Source organism: Vibrio barjaei (assembly GCF_001639065.2).
GTDB classification, from domain to species: domain Bacteria; phylum Pseudomonadota; class Gammaproteobacteria; order Enterobacterales; family Vibrionaceae; genus Vibrio; species Vibrio barjaei.
The window spans coordinates 61,543-82,331 of sequence record NZ_LQXO02000008.1; the positions used below are offsets into that span (position 1 = coordinate 61,543).

Genomic DNA, 20,789 nt, shown 5'->3' on the forward strand with positions numbered 1-20,789 from the left:
ATTTTTGGCGTGAAAGTGTGATGTTAATTTGATGTTAAATTAGCCAAAGGTCTAACGTTTATCGATAAGATTGGAAATAAAAGTAGTTGAATGAGGTAGGAATTTATTGCAAATACTGCATGAAAAGGCCTTCAGAGCGCATAAGAATTGGCTCTGAAGGGAGTCGTTAAGTAAGTTGAGGAGCGCAAAAGAGCTAGCTGTCGGATTCCATTTGCTGCAATAGAATTACCGCTTGGGTGCGATTCTTTACGCCGAGCTTTCTGAAAATTGCCGTCATATGTGCTTTGATAGTGGCTTCAGAAACATTCAAATCATAAGCAATCTGCTTGTTGAGTAAGCCGTCAGACAGCATACCTAACACTTTATATTGTTGTGGGGTAAGTGTTGCCAGTTTTTCAGCAAGATCATTGTTTTCTGCGCTATCAATTAGCAGTTCAGCTGGGAAATAAGGCTCTCCACCTAAAACCTGGTTCAAGGCATTAATCAATTCACGCATATCGCTGGATTTGGGAATAAAACCAAATGCACCATGCGTTTTCGCTTGAGAGACGATACTTGGTTCTTCACTGGCAGAGATGACTACTACCGGAATATCCGGATAGTCAGCTCGCAGGTGAATTAGCCCTGACATGCCGTTGGCTCCTGGCATCTTAAGATCAAGCAAGATCAAATCTGGTTCATCATTCTTGGCAAGCAATCCAAGTAGCGAATCCAAGGAATCAGCTTCTAGTAGATTGGCACCACTTATCGCCATATGCACGGATTGGAAAAGTGCATTCCTAAAGAGTGGGTGATCATCAGCGATAATAATGGTGTAGCTGGGTTCCATAACATCTCAACTTTTTACGAAAGTGTTAATTTATATTATTAATTCAGACGGCTCTTTGAACAAATGAATCAATGCAAAACTCTGATGAGAATCGAATTTTTATTGCCTATCATGGGTTCAAAGTATCAATCAGCTGGTTTTTACGAAGATGTTGCAAAAAGTCCTCAGCAGGGACAAAGCCTGTAAGACGAGCGGTGGACACCGCATTGCCTTTTGCATCCCAAAATTCAATCGTAGGGAGTCCAAGCACATCCATCTGCTTAAGCAACTCAATATCTTGAGGTTGGTTTTTAGTGACGTCAGCTTGAAGTAACACAAATTGAGACAACACAGGTTCAACTGAGACATCATGGAAGGTGTACTTCTCGAACTCTTTACACGCCACACACCAGTCGGCATAGAAGTCCAGCATAACGGGTTTTCCGGCTTGTTTCGCTTTGGCGAGCTCCGCACTGAGTTCTTGCACATTACTAATCTGGATAAAGCTGACGGTGACTTCGCTGCTCACATTATTGCTAGTGTAGCCAAACCAATGATTTAGCAGAGGTTGTGCTGAAGCAAATAAACCTAAGATGGCTAGTATCCCAACACAGCTTTGTTTCCAACCGCCGAAAGGTAACGTGTTTTTCTGATGATAAAGCCAGCCAAAGGCAGATATGCCCAGTACTGACCAAAGCACGGTACTCCAAAACTCAGGCAGTAGCCTTTCAAGCAGGAAGATTGGCGCCGCGAGTAAGACAAAACCAAACAGTATTTTAACTCGCTCCATCCAGTTGCCCGCTTTAGGCAGTAGTTTATTTCCAAATACCGCGGCAGCCATAAGAGGGATGCCCATACCTAGGGCCAGAGCATAAAGCGCGATACCGCCAGTCAGTAAATCTCCACTTTGCGCTACATACAACAACGCACCTGATAGTGGAGCCGTAGTGCAAGGAGAGCAGACTAAACCTGAGATAGCTCCCATGGCGAAGACACCAATCAAGTTGCCGCCTTGCTGTTTATTACTGAGATTATTGAGCCAAGTTTGCAGTCCGCTTGGGAGCTGTAGGGTATACAAACCAAACATAGATAATGATAAAGCGACAAACAAAGCACTGAGGCCGATCAGCACATACGGATGCTGCATCGCGGCTTGAAACTGCATGCCAGCAGAGGCGACGATGAGCCCCAGTAAAGTGTAAGTTAACGCCATACCTTGCACATATATGAGGGATAATACGAGTGCTTGTTTATGGCTACGCTTACCACCGCCCAACACGATGCTGGTTAGGATAGGGTACATAGGCAGCACACAAGGCGTGAAGGCTAGCCCCATACCTAACAGTAAGAATAGTGCAGGTGTCCACCAGTTTTGGGCCAGTTTATCAGTCAGTTCACTATCTCGAGTTTGTGAGGGAGTGGCGTTAGTAATATCCGCGGCTGATGCTTTAACGACATTCGCGTTATCGAGGGTAGTTGCACTGTCAAAATCGAATGGGCTGATGTCTATGACACGTGTTTCTGGTGGATAGCAGAAGCCTGCTTTCGCACAGCCTTGGTACTGCACAATGAGCTTGGCTCCTGTCTGATATTGACTCAATGGTACTTCGACAAAAAGTGGCTCTGTGTAGATATTGACGTCGCCGAAAAACTCATCTTTATACGGTGTTCCGTCTTCCATCTTGATGTTGCCAATAGCGACATTTTCGCCACTGATTGCAATACGCTCTTGATAAAGGTAATAGTCCTCTTTGACCTGCCAATCGATGAACACTTTATTACCTTGTTGGTAGAAGTTCATAGGGAAAGCTTCATCAACAGGGACAAAAGTATTGGCGGCGTTTGGAGCGAAAGCCGGTGCATTATTGGAGTTGCCAAACAGCGCCCAGCTCGGAGTAGAGAAGGCAATAGTGAAAAGTAAGATGAACTGAGACAATATTCGGTACATACAAGCCAAGTAAACGCGATCGTGAATAAGTTGAGGTTATATTAACTTAGGACAGGAAGATAGGCTGTTTTGTTTCAACTCAGGTAAAAAAAGAGCCGCGTCTCCACGCAGCTCTCATTTTTAGAACAGCCTAAGGTTAGCCAATCAAAATACCGCCAAAGGCAAAGCCTAGTGCAACCGCTGTTGCGATAGTTGCCACACCAGGAATGAAGAATGGGTGGTTAAAGACTAGATTACCGATTCTCGTTGAACCTGTGTCATCCATTTCTACCGCCGCCAATAATGTTGGGTACGTTGGAAGAACGAATAGCGCACTAACCGCTGCAAATGAGGCAACCGCTGTGAGAGGAGCAACACCAATAGCCAATGCTGCTGGCATAAGTGCAACTGTCGTTGCGCCTTGAGAATAAAGCAGCATAGAAGCAAAGAACAGCACTAGCGCTAGCATCCATGGGTAGTCAGCAAGTAGCGCGCCTGCAAATTCTTTGATGCCGTCCACGTGTGCGTTAACGAATGTTGAGCCTAACCATGCAACACCTAGTACGCACACACATGCTGTCATGCCTGAGCGGAAGGTGGCAGCTGAAGGAATTTTAGATGCATCGATCTTAGTGGTTAGCGTGATGATGGCTGCCGCTGCTAACATCACCGTCATAATTGCTTCGTTACGTCCAAGTGCAGGGTCTTCAATCAAACCAATAGAGCCAGAGATAGCCGCTGCGTAACAAACAACGAAGGCAATCGCACCTAGGAAGATGTAGGTTGCTTTCTTCGCTGTCGGTAGGATCTCACGTTTTTGCGTTGTGTTTAGTTTGATAAGGCCTTGAGCTAGTCGCTCTTGATAAACCGGATCATCTTTAAGCTCACTACCCATGAAGTTAGCAACAAACGCACCGACCATACAAGCGATAAAGGTGGTTGGGATGCAAACCGCAAGTAGTGTTAAGTAGTCAACGCCCATCGGCGCTAGCATAGCAGCAAAAGCAACAACAGCAGCTGAGATTGGAGACGCTGTAATCGCGATTTGGGAAGCGACAACGGCGATTGAAAGTGGGCGAGATGGACGGACACCTTGACCTTTTGCCACTTCTGCAATAACCGGTAGTGTAGAGAAAGCGGTATGACCTGTGCCAGCCATGAGTGTCATCAAGAAAGTTACAATTGGAGCGTAAAAGGTAATCCTTTCTGGATGTTTGCGAAGAAAGTCTTCAGCAACTTGTACTAACCAGTCCATACCACCAGCAACCTGCATTGCGGCAATAGCAGTAATGACCGACATGATAATTAGGATAACATCCACCGGGATGTAAGCTTGGCTTGTCGGTACGCCTAAGACCAAAGATAGGGCAATAACACCCGCACCACCCGCTAAACCAATTCCAATACCGCCTATACGTGCACCTAAATAGATAAACAGTAGTACGACGGCCAGTTCTATAGCAACCATAGCAATTCCTCGCATTATATCTTTGAGTCATTTATGTAAACGACAGAAGATATTTGTTTGTGTCGTGTTATTCGAATTTTATAAAGTTTTTAATTTGGCAAAGTAACAACTAAAAAGGCTCCCCAAAAGGAGAGCCTTAGCAGCAGTATTACTCGTAGCGTTTCGCTTTATACTGAGGTTTCATCAGATTGTCTACTGAGAATATGTCATCGAGCTCTTCTTCTGAAAGTAGCCCTCTCTCAAGCACTACTTCGCGAACACTCTTACCAGTTTCAGCACAAATCTTACCTACAATGTCGCCTTCGTGGTGACCAATGTATGGGTTTAGGTAAGTCACAATGCCAATAGAGTTAAAGACATAGCCCTCACAGACTTCTTTATTAACGGTGATGCCATCCACACATTTATCACGAAGGTTAATGCAAGCATTTTTCAGAATCTCAAGTGATTCAAACATGCTCTGTGCTATTACGGGCTCCATCACGTTAAGTTGAAGCTGTCCACCTTCCGCTGCAAATGAGATAGTGTTGTCATTACCAAGTACTTTGAAGCACACCTGGTTAACCACCTCAGGCACTACAGGGTTTACTTTAGCTGGCATAATTGATGAACCAGCTTGCAGTTCAGGTAGGTTCAGTTCGTTCAAACCTGTACGCGGGCCTGAAGACAACAAACGAAGATCATTACAGATCTTAGATAGCTTAACCGCCAAGCGTTTTAGTGCGCCGTGTGTCATTACATAAGCACCACAGTCAGAGGTTGCTTCAATCAAGTCTTCAGCTGGAACACATTCTAGCCCAGTGACCTCAGTCAGGTGTTTAACGGCTAACTCTTGATAACCTTCTGCTGCGTTCAGGCCTGTACCGATAGCTGTTGCGCCTAGGTTGACTTCAAGCAGTAGCTTAGAGGTGTAATCTAGGTTACGAATTTCTTCGTTCAAAGTGACGGCCCAAGCGTGGAATTCTTGGCCCACTGTCATAGGAACTGCATCTTGCAGCTGAGTACGACCCATTTTTAGAATCGTAGAGAACTCTTGACTCTTGTCTTCAAATGAACCTTTTAGATACTCAATAGCATCAATGAGCTTACGAACACTATTGTAAACCGCGATGCGGAACCCTGTTGGGTATGCACAGTTGGTAGACTGGCTCTTATTTACATGGTCGTTAGGGTTGATGAACTCATACTGACCCTTTTCTTTACCCATCAGCTCTAACGCAACGTTAGCAATAACTTCGTTGGTGTTCATGTTAACAGAAGTGCCTGCGCCGCCTTGGAACACGTCAGATGGGAATTGGTCCATGCACTTGCCAGTTTCCAAAATAACATCACATGCTTGAATGATGAATTGAGCGATGTCTTTTGGAATGACGCCTAGTTCTCTGTTGGCTAGTGCGGCTGCTTTCTTGGTCATTACCATACCGCGAACAAAGTCGGGTACATCAGAAATGGTAACGTTGGAGATATTAAAGTTTTCGATAGCGCGCAGCGTGTGAATGCCATAATAAGCATCCGCCGGGACATGACGTTGGCCTAATAGATCTTCTTCAATACGAGTGGCTTGAGTTGCTACAGGATTAGCGTGTATGGTTGTAGCCATATTTTGGATCCTTAGATTATTGTTCTGCGTTGATTACAGTATATTTGCCAAATCTGTTTTAAGAATCCATTCGCCAGAATAATTGGCTAGTTATTACGTCCTGACTTATGGGGTACATATTACTCAAAGTAGCACATAAAAATAGTATCCAGATCACCTTTTTCACCGAAAGTTTGCACAACGTTGCGTAACGAGTCGGAGATGCGATAACCATCAAAAAAATTCATGAATTTATTGTTCAAATTTATACTTTGTAAAACTAAATCTGTGCTTTAGGTAGGTGAAACTGAGCATTTTATTTGTGGTTTGGTTCTAGGTCAGCGTAAACTGACATCAAACCAAGGAGGACGTTGTGTTTCCGATATTATTATTACTGTTTATTTTTGTACCAATTATCGAAATTGGGTTGTTTATTCAAGTCGGTGGTTTCTTAGGATTGTGGCCAACCATCGGGTTAGTTTTACTAACGGCTTTTGTGGGTGCGTCTTTAGTAAGAAGCCAAGGTTTGCAAACGCTAATGTCGGTGCAAACGCGACTTCAGCAAGGTGAAATGCCTGCACAACAAATTGTTGAAGGTGTCATGCTAGCGGTATCGGGTGTTCTACTGCTTACCCCTGGCTTTATGACGGATGCACTTGGTATGTTGGTCCTATTACCGGCACCGCGTGCAGCGATAGCGAAATATCTGATGAGTAAAATGGTAGTAAAAACCATGTCTAACGGAGGTTTTCACCAAGGCGGCTTCCAAGGTCATGATCCTTTCCAACAAAATCCTTTCGACAAGCACCAAGATGGCAATACTTTTGAAGGTGAATACGAGCGTAAGGATGACGATGATCGTAACAAGCTAAACTAACGCGATGTTTAAACGTTTTAAGCTCACCAAGCGTCGTTGGAACAACATATTAATTGTCGCCATCTCGGCGTTTATGTTGTTGATGGCGGCGCCGAATCTCATTAAGCAGTATCTTATTGAGCAAGACGTCGAGCCTCAGGTTTTAAGTGGATTGGTGCTGGATCCAAATGCCAACCCAATTGAAATCAACTACGCAGGCATACAGTTTTATCTTGATGACGAGACTTGGCATGCCATTCCTGAAAAATGGACCTCAGACGCAGCTAATGTCATTCAGCGATGGCGAGCCATTCACGGCACTCCAGTGGATGAGAAGACCTACGCTAAACTAAAACCTGTATTGGAAAACCCAATGACGGTGGAGGTGTGGTATCAAGAGAAAGAAGAGCCTCAACGTATTACGGCCTATCAGCTTGAAAAATTCTGGCTGCTGAATACCTACGACGAAAATTGGGTTGCAGTCAGCTTTGAAGCCAGTAGTCTAATACCTACCGAATCCAATCAATAAAGGGCTCTTATGCCAGAGTTACCTGAAGTAGAAGTGTCTCGTCTTGGGATCAGTCCACACTTATTGGATGAGACCATTAAAGAAATTGTGGTGCGCCAAAGACAATTGCGCTGGTTGATCCCGCAAGAAATTCATCAGTTACATGGGCAAGCGATCACGTCGATTCGTCGTCGAGCTAAATATTTGCTGATAGACACCGACAAAGGAACGGCAATTGTTCACCTTGGTATGTCGGGCAGTTTACGTGTTCTTGAGAACCCACCTGAAGCGGAGAAGCACGATCACGTTGATTTGGTTTTGAGTAACGGTAAAATGATGCGTTACAACGATCCACGTCGCTTTGGGGCTTGGCTCTGGTGCGCGCCTGGAGAAGCTCATGAACTCCTTGCTAACTGTGGTCCAGAGCCATTGACTGAAGAGTTTTGTGCCGATTGGATGTTGGAGAAAGCAAGAAACAAACGCGTGGCGGTAAAAACCTTCATCATGAATAACGCCAATGTTGTGGGGGTAGGCAATATTTACGCTTGTGAGTCATTGTTTAGCGCAGGAATACACCCAACAACGCCCGCTCATAAAGTGACTTTGACTCAGTGGCAATTACTCGTTTCAGAAATAAAGCGTGTTTTAGCACAGGCGATCACTCAAGGTGGCACGACGTTAAAAGATTTTTCTCAATCGGATGGTAAGCCAGGGTACTTTGCTCAAGAGTTGCAAGTCTATGGACGAGTTAACGAACCTTGCCATCAGTGCGGAGAACCAATAGAACAAATGAAAATCGGGCAGAGAAATACTTTTTTTTGTTCCCATTGTCAGCAGTAATATTGTGCCTTGTATTCAAACAAAAGCGCTTGCCTCGGCAAGCGCTTTTGTTTTTGATTGATGCTGGCGGCTAGATATTGTCGTAGATACGAACACCATCGCGTTGAGTTTCGAGAAGGTATAGGTTCCACATGTACTGTTCAGGTTTATCTCGTAGCAAATCTTCAATCGCTTTATTCATCGCCCGTGCATCTTGCTCTTCATCGCCCGTGGAGAAATTGTCGATAGCAGGCAGAATATGCACTTCGTATTTGCTGGTTTTGTCGTTATAGGCAGGCAGGACGGGCACTACTTTCGCTCGCGATAATCGAGACATTTTGCCAAAGCCTTTCAATGTGGCTTTTTCAGTGGCAAAGAAAGGCACAAATACTGAGTTTTGTGGACCGTGGTCCTCATCAGGCAGCCAATATCCGATATACCCATCTTTAATAGAGCGCACGAATGGTTTCACTCCAGCACTACGAGCAAAGATACGACCACCATATTGCATACGCTGAACATGCATCAGCCAGTCACCAATAGGGTTGTTTTGTGGCTTCATAATCGTTGCTACTTTGTAACCTTGCGCAGCGAGCATCACCGCCGGGTAATCAACAGCCCATGCGTGTGGTGCTAAGATAATCACATTCTCACCAGCATCTAATAAAGGCATCAGATTTTCTTCACCGATCATAACGCCACGCTGCTGGTTGTGTTTAGTTGAGCGAATCAAAAATTCCGAATATCCCAACAAGTATTGACCCGCTTTAGCAAACGTCTCTTCGACAATATGCTGGATCTCTTGCTCGGACTTTTCTGGAAAACACTTTTGTAGATTAAGGCGCGTACGTCTTACGACACGGCCATTCTTGCCAACGATAATACCCGAGATATAACGGGCAAATTTGTCGCGTGGTTTAGCGGGTACAAAAGCCAGCAAAACAGCAAAGAGAATACCGAGCCAAGTTCCCCAGTGTTTTGGGTGTAAGAATGCCCATTGGAATTTTGGGTTATAGAGGTTTTTATCTATATTTTCTTGATTACTCATAAGGCTTCACAGTTAAAGGTAGCGTGAGTTAGTTTGAGTTTCATCTGGCACAGATTTGAATCGCTTGTGCATCCACAGCCACTGCTCTGGCGCTCTTAGGATAATTTGCTCGACATATTGGTTCATCAGGGCTGCTGCAGCAACTTCATCCTTCTTCGGGTATTCATCTTCAATGGATTGATTGGCGATGATTTCATATTTGCCCTTTTTGTTCCTAAACCCAGAGCCAGGAACAAGAGCGCATTTGCTTGTATAAGCCAAAATACTAGTACCTGTTGTTGTACAAGTTTCTTTTACGGCGAAGAAAGGTACAAAAACGCTTTTATTGTGGCCATAGTCTTGATCTGGTAAATAGAACAAGCGGTGACCTTGACGCATTACGCGGATCATCGACTTGAGGTCTGTACGATAGATTAATTTATTGCCATTTCGGGTTCTGCCTCGATATTGGATGAACTCATAAACAGGGTTGCTATGAGGACGATAAGCCCCATAACCAGGAAGCCCTAACACTGCGAAAGCTCGGGCGGTAATTTCGAGATTTAACGCATGTACACAGCACAGAAGTACACCTTTACCTTCAGCTTCATGCTTTTCAAGCGCACTGATGTCTTTTGCAACTAAAATACGCTTGAAGCGCCATGTTGGCCAAAACCAGGTAATTCCTGTTTCAATCAGAGCCATACCGGAGTTTTTAAAGTTCTCTTCGACAAAAGTATCAAGCTCTTGCTCATTCATCCCTGGAAAGGCGAGCTCAAGATTTCGCCGAGCGACTTTCGCTCTTTTCTTGCCATAGCGCATCCCAAATTTGCCCAAACCTCGGCCTAACTTGAAGAGGAGAGAATAAGGAAGCAAATTTACAATCAGCGCCAGTAGACCAAATCCGAACCATACTCCCCAATATTTAGGATGAAGTAACGACAAGGTAAAGTCTGGCTTTTTATCTGTTTTCATTCGGTTTACTGCAATTGTAGTTTGAGCAACGCCCAGTATTCATCAAAGGTGGACGTTGGCGTGTATTTAAAGTCAGAGCGAACAAAGCGGTTTAAGCTACCTTCAACTTGACCAAGGAGTTGTGCTGCTAGAATTTTATCATCAACGGGGAAGCTCTTACCTTCGCGAATTTTGCGCTCACGAAGGATTTGACGTAAAGATGTCTCAATTCTTTCATAAAGCTGATTAATTCGGTCGCGTAATCGTTCATTCTCAAACATTAGAGCATGACCAGAAAGAATGCGACTTAATCCTGGGTTGCGCTCGGAGAAGACGAGAATCAATTGAAGTACGAGACGAATGCGTGTCAGAGTGTCTTTTTCTTCATCGAGAATGCGATTAATTCGAGACATTAAAGATTCTTCAATAAACTCGATAAGCCCTTCGAACATACGGGCCTTGCTGGGAAAATGACGATAGAGGGCTGCTTCAGACACCCCAACTTGCTTGGCAAGCTTTGCGGTGGTGATGCGAGATGTTCCTTCATTAGACTCAAGCATTTGAGCGAGTGCTTGAAGGATTTCCTCTTTTCTATTCGACTTTTTCGTAGCGGACATAAATCCTTTTCCTTTTGATTACTGCATGCCAATTTCAGCACGATATCGCCCATAAGTAGATCTGTTAGTGTACCTAAGCGGCTTATAACTACACAATTCAACGTGGTAAATGGTTGAACTGTGTAACAATCTCTGTTTTGGAAAGTGCATTAACGGAAAGGCAATCTGTGAGAAGCAGTTTGCCTATAAGTAACACAAACAGCGTTGCCACCTTATCTCATTAGATTGATGCTAGCTGCTCTGAGATTGTTTCCAAAATGGCGTGACTTAACTCAGTTTTCATTGCGTTGCCTAATGACTTGCTACCGCCTTGCCAATATACGGTAATCGCATTTGAGTCACTGTTAAAGCCTTGACCTACGATAGACACATCATTTGCACAAATCATATCCAGATTCTTACGTTGGAGCTTATCTAAGGCGTATGTTTCGACATCTTGAGTCTCAGCGGCAAAGCCTACGGTAAAAGGACGTGACGCTGATAACGAAGCTACTGACGCAATGATGTCAGGATTCTTCACCATAGTGATGTGCATATCATCGTTATCTGCAGTTTTCTTGATTTTTTGAGTGGCAATATCAACGGGGCGATAGTCGGCTACAGCGGCGCAGCCGATGAAGATATCGTGCTGGGTAGCATTGGCCATGGCTGCTTGATGCATCTCTTCAGCACTGACAACGTTAATGCGCTGTACTCCATTTGGTGTTGGGAGAGAAACTGGACCTGAAATCAACGTGACCTTAGCCCCGAACTGTTGCGCTGCTTGAGCTAAAGCGAAGCCCATTTTTCCAGAGCTGTGGTTAGAAATATAACGGACAGGGTCGATAGCCTCACGAGTTGGCCCTGCGGTAATAACAATCGACTTGCCTGACAACGGCTTAGGACCAAAGAACTGCTCACATTTTTCGACTAATTGCATTGGCTCAAGCATGCGTCCTGGACCAACGTCGCCGCAGGCTTGTTCTCCAGCTGCAGGCCCCCAGATCATCATTTCTCGACGTGTGAGTGTGGCGATGTTTTCTTGAGTCGCTACGTTAAGGTACATTTGTTGATTCATTGCCGGTGATACGGCAACAGGAGCGTCGGTAGCCAGAACCAGCGTTGACAGTAAGTCATTCCCCATACCTGCTGATATTCTAGCAATAAGGTCGGCAGTCGCTGGTGCTAGAAGAACAAGGTCAGCCCACTTAGCTAATTCAATATGACCCATGGAAGCTTCGGCTGCAGGGTCGAGTAAACTATCGGAAACTGGTCTGCCGGAAACGGCTTGCATAGTGAGAGGGGTAATGAACTCTTTGGCCGCTTTCGTCATGACGATTTGCACTTCTGCGCCGCGCTCAATGAGTCGACGCGTTAGCTCTGCACATTTATAGGCTGCGATACCACCGCTAATGCCCAATAGTATTTTCTTTCCAGCTAATGTTTGCATAACCAGCTCCTTAAATTTTTCTGCGGCTAAGATAGCAAATGCGTTGATGTCCCGCCACTTTCAAAGGGCTTACCTTCAAAACTGCTGTTTGATAAACCGCGCAGTTACATACTAATGAGTATTGATTCGCAGCTTATTTGTTGCCACCTGTCTATTTATCGCCAATTAAGTAATAAAGCAGAGACCTAAGTTCTACTTTAACTATCTATCATGGTTCTAAAACACCTCCCTAGTGAATCATTACCCCGAGAGAAGCTGCTAAATAGAGGTAGTCACGCTCTGAGTGATGCTGAGCTGCTCGCCATTTTTCTGCGCACAGGAACAAGAGGTATGAATGTAGTGCAACTGGCAGATGCTTTGTTGTCAGACTTTGGTTCTTTAAGAGCTTTGTTTACTGCTAATCAGGAGACATTTTGTCAGCGTAAAGGGTTGGGGCTGGCAAAATACGTTCAGTTGCAAGCTGTGTTGGAAATGAGCCAGCGCTATTTATGCGAGACCATACAGCGAGGAGATAGCTTAAATAGTCCAGAGCAGACCAAACATTATTTAATGAGTGTGCTGCGAGATAGGCATAGAGAAGCTTTCTATGTTCTGTTTCTAGACAACCAGAACCGTGTCATTGCCGATGAAATTATGTTTGAAGGTACGATAGATGCTGCGTCTGTTTATCCTAGGGAAGTGGTAAAGCGCGCTCTGCATCATAATGCGGCGGCTTTAATCCTTGCTCACAATCATCCTTCGGGCGTGGCAGAGCCTAGTCAGGCCGATAGGCGTATCACTAGACGATTAGCTGATGCGCTCGGCTTAGTCGATATTCGAATCTTGGACCATTTTGTCGTAGGGGATGGGGAAGTGGTCTCTTTTGCGGAAAGAGGCTGGATTTAACTGCTTAAATAGAAGAAAGTACATTTTATTGTAATAACTGTGATACAGAGCTTTTGTTTTGGTGATTTTCTGCTATGATTCGCGCACTAAATTATCAACCAACATCAGCTCAAAGTGAAAAAGATCAGCAAATTCTTAAAAAAGGATCTGTTCGGGTCTTGAGCAATGCATGTCAAGTTAGTATAATGCGCGACCTTTGATAGCCTTGTATGGGTATTCCATAATGGTTATGGCCTCTTATAATTGAGGTTCGGCCACCAAGGTTGATATCGAGCTGAAACGATTTGGAGAAGACATTCATGTCCCGAGTATGCCAAGTAACTGGTAAGCGTCCTGTAACGGGTAACAACCGTTCACACGCACGAAATGCTACCAAGCGTCGTTTTCTGCCGAACCTACAAACTCATCGTTTCTGGGTAGAAAGCGAAAAACGCTTTGTTAAACTACGTCTGACCGCTAAGGGTATGCGTATTATTGATAAGAAAGGCATCGATGCTGTTCTTGTTGATATCCGTGCTCGTGGCGAGAACGTATAAGAGGAATTAAGCAATGGCTAAAGGCATTCGTGAGAAAATTCGTCTAGTATCATCTGCTGGTACTGGTCACTTCTACACAACTGACAAGAACAAGCGTAACATGCCAGGCAAATTTGAGATCAAAAAGTTTGATCCAGTTGTTCGCCAACACGTTATGTACAAAGAAGCTAAAATCAAGTAATTGATTAGTTTCTTCTTGTTACGTATTGAAAACCCAGCCTAGTGCTGGGTTTTTTATTATCTGAAACTTAATAAAACGCCTAAACTGCGCCTTCAAATCCAAACTGACGCCATGCCTCATAAGCAATAATTGCCACAGCGTTGGATAAATTCAAGCTACGAGCGTCCGGCATCATCGGAATACGAATGCGTTGTTCCATAGGTAAGCTCTCAATTACCTCAGCGGGCAACCCGCGCGTCTCTGGACCAAATAACAGAACATCACCTTGCTGATATTGAGCGTCGGTATGGTGCCCCGTTGTTTTTGTGGTACAGGCAAATAAGCGGTAGTTAGGGTTGTGCTCTTCAAGGTAGGTGACAAAGGCGGCGTAGTCTTTATGACGTTTGACGCGAGCTAGATCATGATAGTCGAGACCGGCGCGACGCACTTTCTTCTCTTCTAAATCAAAACCAAGCGGCTCAATTAGGTGTAAGTTCGCGCCACAGTTGGCACAAAGTCGGATAATATTTCCGGTGTTTGGAGCGATTTCAGGCTCATAAAGGGCAATATCAAACATATAGGGTGTCGACTCAAATAAAATAATGAGATGAGTATACCCGAAGTGATTAGAACGTGAGGCGACTAATTACAATAATGACGTCATCCCTGCGCAGGCAGGGATCTACCTAAAGCGATCACTCGACCTTAAGAAAATTCCTGCCTGCACATGTATATGTACACAGGTAGTGACGAGAGAACAAAAAATGATGATCGTTCCCAGATTACAGCTTATCAGTGACCGCTAATGTCGCTGCCAACATATCACGACCAAACATAATGCTTCGTTCTGGTGACCAACCGTAGAAAGGATCTGGATAGTTGTTGTTATCCTTAAATGGCATTTCAATAGTGTAAGACAAACACTTGAATTGCTCTGCAACCCAATTAGAGCCAACCGTTAGGTTAGCCTTGCCCGGTTCATCCTTATCATAGCCATAGTCGTCTTGGAACTCAGGTGTGATAGTCAGTAGTGCCTGTTTGAATGCCGATTCCAGTGATGCTAAGCGCTCATCATAAGACGGGATCCCTTCAGAGCCAGCAGCAAAGTTGTATGGAATTGCCTCGTCGCCGTGAATATCAAGGAACATATCCACACCGGTTTGCAGCATGCGTTCGCGTACTAAGTAGACTTCAGGGCTCTGATCCATAGAAGGCATTTGCCATTCACGGTTAAGGTTCACACCCACTGCATTGGTTCTAAGGTGGCCGCGAATGCTGCCATCAGGGTTCATATTTGGTACCACATACACAACGGCTTGCTCGAGTAAGGCTTGAGCGGCGGTATCGCTGTCATCAACAAGACGCTGAATCAGGCCTTCAATAAACCATTCCGCCATAGACTCACCAGGATGCTGGCGTGCAATGATCCAAATGTTCTTCTTACCTTCTTCTGGCTCACCAAACGTTAGCAACGACATATCGTTACCATCAAGAGTATGGCCTAGAGTTTCAAGAGTGCAATGGTGCTCGTTTTGAGCCATGTGCAATAAGTCGAGATGACGATCGTAGCTATAAGGAGCAAAGTAAGCGAAGTACATTGAGCTTCTCTCCGGGAGGAAGCTACAGCTCAAGGTGTCACCGTCAAAGTCACAAGGAATACGGAACCACTCCTCACGATCGTAGGACGCGACAATATCGTAGCCCTTCCAGCCCTCTGGATAGGCCGACTTAGCTAAGTCTATGATCTTAATAGTATGTGCTAGCTCAGGTGTTGACTCCAAGCGAAAGTGAAACCACTGATAAAATTCTGACTGATTGTCGTTGACGATTTTAAGTTGGATATCATCTTTGTCATCGGCTTTGACGACTTGGATATTGCCACTTTCAAAGTTGCTGAAGATTTTCATCGGCTGAGTTCTCTTTATTCTGTGTATTGAGCAAGACGTCGAGGCTACCACATACCGCGCCTATTTGAGTATAAATACAATGTCAGATTCGTGCCGACTTTATAGCGGGAGCTCAACATGCATCTTTAAACCGCCTAAATGGCTTCGCGATGCTGTTATCTGACCACTATGCTGCAAGATTGCGCTCTGTGTTATAGCAAGTCCTAAACCTGTGCCTCCGGAATCTCGATCGCGAGCCGTTGATACTCGGTAGAACGGACGAAAAATATCCTTAAGCTCGTCATCTGGTACACCTGGACCGTCATCCTCTACAGTAATCAGCAATGTCTCTTTATGAGTAGACAAGGTGATATCAATGGTAGTTGTGCCGTAGCGAATGGCATTTCTTACGATGTTCTCAATAGCGCTCATAAGCAGTTTTGGGTTACCAGTGACTGTGACATCCGGGATATTGGTAAAGCGTAAGGTCTTGCCTACTTGCTCTGCTTCAAACTCAGCATCGCTGAAGATCTCCTCCCATAGGCTGCTGGCAGGTTGTGATTCGCGTGTGACATGGCTGTCAGTATTCATGCGTGACAGTTCTAAAAGCTCGCCAATCATCTGCTCTAACCGTTGTGCTTCGGTATCAATGCGCAACAGTTCTTGGCTTTCACCTTGCTTACGAGTTGCGAGTGCCGTTGCCATTCTCAAGCGAGTGAGTGGCGAGCGTAGTTCGTGAGAAATATCGGACAATAAACGCTGCTGTCCAGAGATCATTTGATTCACGGCCATTACCATTTGGTTAAAGCTGCTGCCTGCTTGCTTGAACTCGGATGTGCCTTTTTCCAATTCAGGATCCTGTTTGAACTCGCCGTTTGCCACTCGCTTCGCTGCACGCTCCAATCTTCTTGCGGGTTGGCTTAGTGCCCATGCGAGCCACAAGAGTAGTGGGGTACTGACCGCCATCACGGCAAATAGCAGTTGGAATGGCTTATCAAACATTCGCAGTAAGAACGGTGGCGGCTCAGTCCAACGTAAGCCTATATAAAGATAAAAATCTTGGTTGGCTAACTTAATTGGAACGGGACCTGCGAGCATGTAGCGGCCATACAATTTCTGCATCGGTGTATCGAATGAGTCGACAGAGGTGATAAAATTCTTGAGGATTTTGGTCTTAAAATCTGGGTGTTTCTGCGTACTGAGAATATTACCTTCTTGATCGACGATAAACATACTTGGGCTACGTGGCTTACGGTTACCCATATGTTTAGGTTCAGGTTTATCAAGCTGATAGATAATACGCCCAAGGTTGGTTTGCCCTGCAAAACGTTTTTCTACTTTATCTCTTAAGGACAATAACTGTTGTAGTGGCTCTCCGGAGATCTCTTTAGTGACGCGCGGATCAAGGTGCGGCAAAGCGAGTACCGCAATGAGGACCAATAACATGGTGAACCAGAATATAGCAAAGATACGGCCATAAAGGCTGGTTATCTTGGGCAGTTTCATTATTACTCCTTAACCAACAAATATCCGCGTCCACGTAGTGTCTTGATACGTGGTTTGCCATCGGCTTTTTCTGGGAGTTTTTTGCGTAGATTCGAGACATGCATATCGACGGCGCGATCGAAAGCAGACAACCTTTTCCCTAACACATCAAGACTAAGAGACTCTTTGGTTAAGGTCTCCCCTGGTTTTTGTACGAAATAGTGTAACAGTGCAAATTCTGTAGTAGTTAAGTCTAGTAACAGCCCTTGGCAGTGAGCTTCTTGTTTGCCTGGGAAAACTTGAATGTCGTCGAACGACAGGCAATCAGCAGCTGCTGATTCTGGCTTAGATTGAGTACGGCGAAGAATCGCCTTAATGCGAGCGAGCAGTTCTCGATCACTAAACGGTTTCGGTAAGTAGTCATCGGCACCAAGCTCTAGACCGATAACACGATCTATTTCCTCACCTTTAGCCGTCAGCATTAGAACCGGGGTTTCCCAGTTTTCGCGTAGTTTCTTTAGGGTGTCCATACCATTGAGTCGTGGCATCATGACATCCATCAATACCAGATCGATATCCTGATGCATTGTCTCTAATCCAGCGATTCCGTCATTAGCTTCAGAGATCTCAAACCCTTCAAAGCTCAATATGTCTTTAAGTAAGCTGGTTAGCTCGGTATCGTCATCAATGATAAGTATGTGTGCCATAAACTACCTCTGTCTTGTCCTGTGCCCTGTAATAATAAAGCGTTAAATATCAGAAAAAGCGATCTTTACGATTCTTTACGCTCACTGTACGTTACTTTACTCACCAGACCCTATTCTATACTCAAGCGCTGCAGAGGCAGCCATGGTATGAATCACATAAGGGTAAAGATTATGAAATTTTCAAAAAAACTGGTTATCGCTGCAACGGTTCTTCCACTAGCACTAGGTTCAGCAAGCGCATTGGCATACGGTGGTGGCAAAGGTGGTCATCATGGTAAAGGCGGCGAAGGAATGTGCGGTGGCTTCGATGGCAAGCGTATGTTCCGAGAGCTTGACTTGACGGATGCTCAGAAAGAGCAAATGAAAGAATTTCGTCAGGCAAACAAAGAAGCAATGAAAGCAAAGTTCTCTGGTGACTTTGCTGCTAAGAAAGCGGATATGCAAGCTCGCCAACAGAAGATGCAAGAGCTAGTGCTTGCTGACAATTTTGATGCAGATGCAGCGAACGCGCTTGCTTCAGAAATGGTACAGCAACAAACAGAGCGTCGTGTTCAAATGCTCGAGAAGCAACACGAGATGCTTAATATCCTAACGCCAGAGCAAAAAGCGAAGTTCAAAGAGCTTCAGCAGGAGCGAATGGAAAAGTGTTTCTCTAAAATGGAGTCTCGTGCGGAAAAACGTGCTGCTCAGTAACCATAACGAATTCTTAGTTCGATAATATATAGCCCCTCTGAGCCTCTTAGTCAGAGGGGTTTTCGTTTATACGATGCACCAAAGTATTCTGTCTTCAGAGCTTTGCCCGAATATTTGTCACTATTTTGTGTGACATCCAGCACGCTTTTTCTATTTTTGTCATCATTTATCAGTATACTTATACCGTGTTAGCAACAAGACAGGGAACGAGTGCAAGCATGACAAAGGGCAACTACGCTAAGTTGGTGACTACCGCAGCATGGGCTGCTACCACGATCGCGACTATCCTTCTGATTACTAAAGTAATTACATGGTGGATAACAGGTTCTGTTAGTCTGCTCGCGTCAGTGATCGACTCACTGCTAGATATTGCAGCATCAGTGGTTAATTTATTGGTGGTGCGTTACTCACTGCAACCTGCTGACAAAGAACATACTTTTGGGCATGGTAAGGCGGAGTCGTTAGCTGCTCTAGCACAAGCTATGTTCATTTCAGGCTCTGCTTGCTTTCTTATCTTAAACGGCGTTGATCGTTTCTTTAGACCTCATGAATTGAACTCGCCTGAGCTTGGCATCTATGTCAGCTTTTTTGCGCTAGTGGTCACGTCCGGTTTAGTTGCATTTCAGAAATATGTGGTGCGTGAGACAGGCAGTCAGGCGATAGCGGCGGACTCTTTGCACTATCAAACTGACTTGTATATGAACGCCGCTATTATGATCGCGCTCGCCTTGAGTTGGTATGGCATAGGTCAAGCAGACTCAGTATTTGCCATTGGCATTGGTATCTTCATACTGGTAAGCGCCGTTAAGATGGCTTATGAAGCAATACAGTCATTGCTTGATAGACAGCTTCCTGAAGAAGAACTCGTCAGAATTCGAGAAGTGTGTAATGAGGTTGACGGTGTCATCGGCGTCCACCAACTGCGAACGCGAATGTCTGGACCAGTGCGTTTTATTCAACTGCATTTAGAGTTAGATGATAACTTGCGCCTGATTGATGCTCATAGAATTGCCGATTGTGCAGAAGAGCGATTGATGCTGGAGTTTCCTGAAGCAGATGTCATTATCCATCAAGATCCTTACTCTGTTGTGTTATCGGAAGAAAAACAGCAAAAAGAGCAGGGCTGGTAACCAATACGTAAACAAAAGTGACTGTGAAAGCATTGAGAATGGCAACTTCAAAATCGATTGTCTATTATCAAGGCTCATGATAAAAAAGTGCGATTCTGATGTGAATCAACACAATAGTTCTTATAAACTGTAATACTCTTACATAAGTAATAAAGTTACGTCGGTGATGTTTTGGGGAACACATCGAAAAATCGTAGCAATAACAACAAATTCCGTGTATCGCTACTAGGCGGTACACTCAAAATTGAAATTAGATTGCCAAATCGAGGGTGAGCATGATTAAGAAAATCGGTGTTTTGACAAGTGGTGGTGATGCACCAGGTATGAATGCTGCGGTACGTGGCGTAGTTCGTACGGCTTTGTCAGCGGATTTAGAAGTATACGGCGTGTACGACGGTTACCTAGGTCTGTATGAAGACCGTATCCAAAAGCTGGATCGTTCAAGCGTTTCTGACGTTATCAACCGTGGTGGTACTTTCTTAGGTTCTGCACGCTTCCCAGAGTTTAAAGAAGTGGAAGTCCGCGAAAAAGCGATTGAAAACCTTAAGAAACACGGTATCGATGCTCTAGTCGTTATCGGTGGTGACGGTTCGTACATGGGTGCGAAGAAGCTGACTGAAATGGGTTACCCATGTATTGGTCTACCAGGCACTATCGATAACGATATCGCAGGTACTGACTACACAATTGGTTACCTAACTGCGCTTAACACTGTTATTGATGCGATTGACCGTCTACGTGACACGTCTTCATCTCACCAACGTATCTCAATCGTTGAAATCATGGGCCGCCACTGCGGTGACTTAACGCTTATGTCTGCGATTGCTGGTGGTTGTGAGTACATCATCACACCAGAAACTGGCTTGAACAAAGATCAGCTTATCAACAATATCCAAGACGGTATTGCGAAAGGTAAGAAGCACGCTATCATCGCGCTGACTGAGCTTATGATGGATGCTAACGAACTGGCTAAAGAGATCGAGACTGCAACTGGTCGTGAAACTCGTGCAACGGTTCTAGGTCACATTCAACGTGGTGGTCGTCCAACTGCGTTTGACCGCGTACTAGCGTCTCGCATGGGTAACTATGCAGTACACCTTCTAATGGAAGGTCATGGTGGTCGTTGTGTGGGTATCCAGAAAGAGCAATTGGTACACCATGACATCATTGATGCGATCGAGAACATGAAGCGTCCAGTTCGCGATGACCTATTCAAGGTTGCTGAAGAGTTGTTCTAACTGACAGCGATTCTAAAGATAACAAACCGCGGCTTAAGTCGCGGTTTTTATTTGCCTCAACAAAATGAAGGCATAAA

21 protein-coding genes are annotated in these 20,789 nt (G+C 44.8%); 9 read left to right on the plus strand and 12 right to left on the minus strand.

Annotated features, from left to right (window positions below; genetic code table 11):
• Positions 1-193 precede the first annotated feature (193 nt).
• The 4 genes from AWH66_RS04330 to aspA form a co-directional block, all read right to left on the minus strand.
• Positions 194-829, minus strand: a complete 636-nt coding sequence (locus AWH66_RS04330) for a response regulator transcription factor (RefSeq protein WP_063604300.1) — start codon at positions 827-829, stop codon at positions 194-196.
• A gap of 109 nt (positions 830-938) precedes the next feature.
• A complete protein-coding gene (locus AWH66_RS04335) occupies positions 939-2,756 on the minus strand; it encodes a protein-disulfide reductase DsbD (protein ID WP_063604302.1) in 1,818 nt (605 codons plus the stop codon).
• A 136-nt stretch (positions 2,757-2,892) separates the two neighbouring features.
• A complete protein-coding gene (locus AWH66_RS04340) occupies positions 2,893-4,203 on the minus strand; it encodes an anaerobic C4-dicarboxylate transporter (protein WP_063604304.1) in 1,311 nt (436 codons plus the stop codon).
• A 148-nt stretch (positions 4,204-4,351) separates the two neighbouring features.
• On the minus strand, positions 4,352-5,803 hold the full coding sequence (gene aspA, locus AWH66_RS04345; RefSeq protein ID WP_063604305.1) for an aspartate ammonia-lyase: 1,452 nt from the start codon (positions 5,801-5,803) through the stop codon (positions 4,352-4,354).
• A 352-nt stretch (positions 5,804-6,155) separates the two neighbouring features.
• On the opposite strand from aspA, the gene AWH66_RS04350 reads away from it, so the two are divergent.
• The 3 genes from AWH66_RS04350 to mutM are packed head-to-tail and all read left to right on the plus strand — an operon-like array spanning position 6,156 to position 7,986.
• On the plus strand, positions 6,156-6,659 hold the full coding sequence (locus tag AWH66_RS04350; protein ID WP_031493359.1) for an FxsA family protein: 504 nt from the start codon (positions 6,156-6,158) through the stop codon (positions 6,657-6,659).
• A gap of 4 nt (positions 6,660-6,663) precedes the next feature.
• Positions 6,664-7,167, plus strand: a complete 504-nt coding sequence (locus AWH66_RS04355) for a hypothetical protein (protein ID WP_063604307.1) — start codon at positions 6,664-6,666, stop codon at positions 7,165-7,167.
• 9 nt (positions 7,168-7,176) lie between these two features.
• A complete protein-coding gene (gene mutM, locus AWH66_RS04360) occupies positions 7,177-7,986 on the plus strand; it encodes a bifunctional DNA-formamidopyrimidine glycosylase/DNA-(apurinic or apyrimidinic site) lyase (protein WP_063604309.1) in 810 nt (269 codons plus the stop codon).
• Between the two features lie 70 nt (positions 7,987-8,056).
• Here mutM and lpxM read toward each other — a convergent pair whose 3' ends face one another.
• The 4 genes from lpxM to coaBC all read right to left on the minus strand — a co-directional run bounded on the left by lpxM (position 8,057) and on the right by coaBC (position 11,992).
• Positions 8,057-9,013: a lauroyl-Kdo(2)-lipid IV(A) myristoyltransferase gene (lpxM, locus tag AWH66_RS04365; protein ID WP_063604310.1), complete on the minus strand. Its 957-nt coding sequence runs from the start codon at positions 9,011-9,013 to the stop codon at positions 8,057-8,059.
• Positions 9,014-9,025: 12 nt separating this feature from the next.
• Positions 9,026-9,967 (minus strand): LpxL/LpxP family Kdo(2)-lipid IV(A) lauroyl/palmitoleoyl acyltransferase, encoded by a 942-nt coding sequence (lpxL, locus tag AWH66_RS04370; protein ID WP_063604311.1) that lies wholly within the window; start codon positions 9,965-9,967, stop codon positions 9,026-9,028.
• Positions 9,968-9,972: 5 nt separating this feature from the next.
• The gene (gene slmA / locus AWH66_RS04375; RefSeq protein WP_006075426.1) at positions 9,973-10,563 is read right to left on the minus strand and encodes a nucleoid occlusion factor SlmA; all 591 of its coding nucleotides are present in this window, start codon (positions 10,561-10,563) and stop codon (positions 9,973-9,975) included.
• Between the two features lie 220 nt (positions 10,564-10,783).
• Positions 10,784-11,992 carry a bifunctional phosphopantothenoylcysteine decarboxylase/phosphopantothenate--cysteine ligase CoaBC gene (coaBC, locus tag AWH66_RS04380; RefSeq protein ID WP_063604313.1) on the minus strand — a complete coding sequence of 403 codons (1,209 nt, stop codon included), beginning with the start codon at positions 11,990-11,992 and terminating at the stop codon, positions 10,784-10,786.
• A 210-nt stretch (positions 11,993-12,202) separates the two neighbouring features.
• On the opposite strand from coaBC, the gene radC reads away from it, so the two are divergent.
• From radC to rpmG, 3 genes are all read left to right on the plus strand, one after another.
• Positions 12,203-12,877, plus strand: coding sequence for a RadC family protein (radC, locus tag AWH66_RS04385; RefSeq protein WP_063604315.1), 675 nt, complete (start codon positions 12,203-12,205; stop codon positions 12,875-12,877).
• A 299-nt stretch (positions 12,878-13,176) separates the two neighbouring features.
• Positions 13,177-13,413 (plus strand): 50S ribosomal protein L28, encoded by a 237-nt coding sequence (gene rpmB, locus AWH66_RS04390; protein ID WP_004728407.1) that lies wholly within the window; start codon positions 13,177-13,179, stop codon positions 13,411-13,413.
• A 13-nt stretch (positions 13,414-13,426) separates the two neighbouring features.
• A complete protein-coding gene (gene rpmG, locus AWH66_RS04395; RefSeq protein WP_002535344.1) occupies positions 13,427-13,594 on the plus strand; it encodes a 50S ribosomal protein L33 in 168 nt (55 codons plus the stop codon).
• A gap of 79 nt (positions 13,595-13,673) precedes the next feature.
• Here rpmG and trmL read toward each other — a convergent pair whose 3' ends face one another.
• From trmL to AWH66_RS04415, 4 genes are all read right to left on the minus strand, one after another.
• The gene (gene trmL / locus AWH66_RS04400) at positions 13,674-14,150 is read right to left on the minus strand and encodes a tRNA (uridine(34)/cytosine(34)/5-carboxymethylaminomethyluridine(34)-2'-O)-methyltransferase TrmL (protein WP_063604316.1); all 477 of its coding nucleotides are present in this window, start codon (positions 14,148-14,150) and stop codon (positions 13,674-13,676) included.
• Positions 14,151-14,355: 205 nt separating this feature from the next.
• Complete coding sequence (locus AWH66_RS04405; RefSeq protein WP_063604318.1) at positions 14,356-15,480, minus strand: M14 family metallopeptidase; 1,125 nt, start codon at positions 15,478-15,480, stop codon at positions 14,356-14,358.
• Positions 15,481-15,579: 99 nt separating this feature from the next.
• Entirely contained in the window at positions 15,580-16,965 is a 1,386-nt protein-coding gene (gene cpxA / locus AWH66_RS04410) for an envelope stress sensor histidine kinase CpxA (RefSeq protein ID WP_063604320.1), read from the minus strand.
• Positions 16,966-16,967: 2 nt separating this feature from the next.
• The gene (locus AWH66_RS04415; protein WP_063604321.1) at positions 16,968-17,651 is read right to left on the minus strand and encodes a response regulator; all 684 of its coding nucleotides are present in this window, start codon (positions 17,649-17,651) and stop codon (positions 16,968-16,970) included.
• Positions 17,652-17,822: 171 nt separating this feature from the next.
• On the opposite strand from AWH66_RS04415, the gene AWH66_RS04420 reads away from it, so the two are divergent.
• The 3 genes from AWH66_RS04420 to pfkA all read left to right on the plus strand — a co-directional run bounded on the left by AWH66_RS04420 (position 17,823) and on the right by pfkA (position 20,712).
• Complete coding sequence (locus AWH66_RS04420) at positions 17,823-18,344, plus strand: CpxP family protein (RefSeq protein ID WP_063604323.1); 522 nt, start codon at positions 17,823-17,825, stop codon at positions 18,342-18,344.
• 218 nt (positions 18,345-18,562) lie between these two features.
• Positions 18,563-19,474 (plus strand): CDF family cation-efflux transporter FieF, encoded by a 912-nt coding sequence (gene fieF / locus AWH66_RS04425; protein WP_063604325.1) that lies wholly within the window; start codon positions 18,563-18,565, stop codon positions 19,472-19,474.
• A 275-nt stretch (positions 19,475-19,749) separates the two neighbouring features.
• Positions 19,750-20,712: a 6-phosphofructokinase gene (gene pfkA / locus AWH66_RS04430; RefSeq protein WP_062461752.1), complete on the plus strand. Its 963-nt coding sequence runs from the start codon at positions 19,750-19,752 to the stop codon at positions 20,710-20,712.
• The last annotated feature ends 77 nt before the right edge of the window (positions 20,713-20,789 follow it).

Bases quoted from the DNA above. Each gene is read 5' to 3' on its own strand.
- AWH66_RS04340 (WP_063604304.1), bottom strand. From the start codon at position 4,203: ATGGTTGCTATAGAACTGGCCGTCGTACTACTGTTTATCTATTTAGGT.
- AWH66_RS04420 (WP_063604323.1), top strand. From the start codon at position 17,823: ATGAAATTTTCAAAAAAACTGGTTATCGCTGCAACGGTTCTTCCACTA.
- lpxL (WP_063604311.1), bottom strand. From the start codon at position 9,967: ATGAAAACAGATAAAAAGCCAGACTTTACCTTGTCGTTACTTCATCCT.
- mutM (WP_063604309.1), top strand. From the start codon at position 7,177: ATGCCAGAGTTACCTGAAGTAGAAGTGTCTCGTCTTGGGATCAGTCCA.
- lpxM (WP_063604310.1), bottom strand. From the start codon at position 9,013: ATGAGTAATCAAGAAAATATAGATAAAAACCTCTATAACCCAAAATTC.
- cpxA (WP_063604320.1), bottom strand. From the start codon at position 16,965: ATGAAACTGCCCAAGATAACCAGCCTTTATGGCCGTATCTTTGCTATA.
- AWH66_RS04355 (WP_063604307.1), top strand. From the start codon at position 6,664: ATGTTTAAACGTTTTAAGCTCACCAAGCGTCGTTGGAACAACATATTA.
- slmA (WP_006075426.1), bottom strand. From the start codon at position 10,563: ATGTCCGCTACGAAAAAGTCGAATAGAAAAGAGGAAATCCTTCAAGCA.
- coaBC (WP_063604313.1), bottom strand. From the start codon at position 11,992: ATGCAAACATTAGCTGGAAAGAAAATACTATTGGGCATTAGCGGTGGT.
- AWH66_RS04405 (WP_063604318.1), bottom strand. From the start codon at position 15,480: ATGAAAATCTTCAGCAACTTTGAAAGTGGCAATATCCAAGTCGTCAAA.
- pfkA (WP_062461752.1), top strand. From the start codon at position 19,750: ATGATTAAGAAAATCGGTGTTTTGACAAGTGGTGGTGATGCACCAGGT.
- AWH66_RS04335 (WP_063604302.1), bottom strand. From the start codon at position 2,756: ATGTACCGAATATTGTCTCAGTTCATCTTACTTTTCACTATTGCCTTC.
- aspA (WP_063604305.1), bottom strand. From the start codon at position 5,803: ATGGCTACAACCATACACGCTAATCCTGTAGCAACTCAAGCCACTCGT.
- AWH66_RS04415 (WP_063604321.1), bottom strand. From the start codon at position 17,651: ATGGCACACATACTTATCATTGATGACGATACCGAGCTAACCAGCTTA.
- rpmB (WP_004728407.1), top strand. From the start codon at position 13,177: ATGTCCCGAGTATGCCAAGTAACTGGTAAGCGTCCTGTAACGGGTAAC.
- AWH66_RS04330 (WP_063604300.1), bottom strand. From the start codon at position 829: ATGGAACCCAGCTACACCATTATTATCGCTGATGATCACCCACTCTTT.
- fieF (WP_063604325.1), top strand. From the start codon at position 18,563: ATGACAAAGGGCAACTACGCTAAGTTGGTGACTACCGCAGCATGGGCT.
- rpmG (WP_002535344.1), top strand. From the start codon at position 13,427: ATGGCTAAAGGCATTCGTGAGAAAATTCGTCTAGTATCATCTGCTGGT.
- radC (WP_063604315.1), top strand. From the start codon at position 12,203: ATGGTTCTAAAACACCTCCCTAGTGAATCATTACCCCGAGAGAAGCTG.
- trmL (WP_063604316.1), bottom strand. From the start codon at position 14,150: ATGTTTGATATTGCCCTTTATGAGCCTGAAATCGCTCCAAACACCGGA.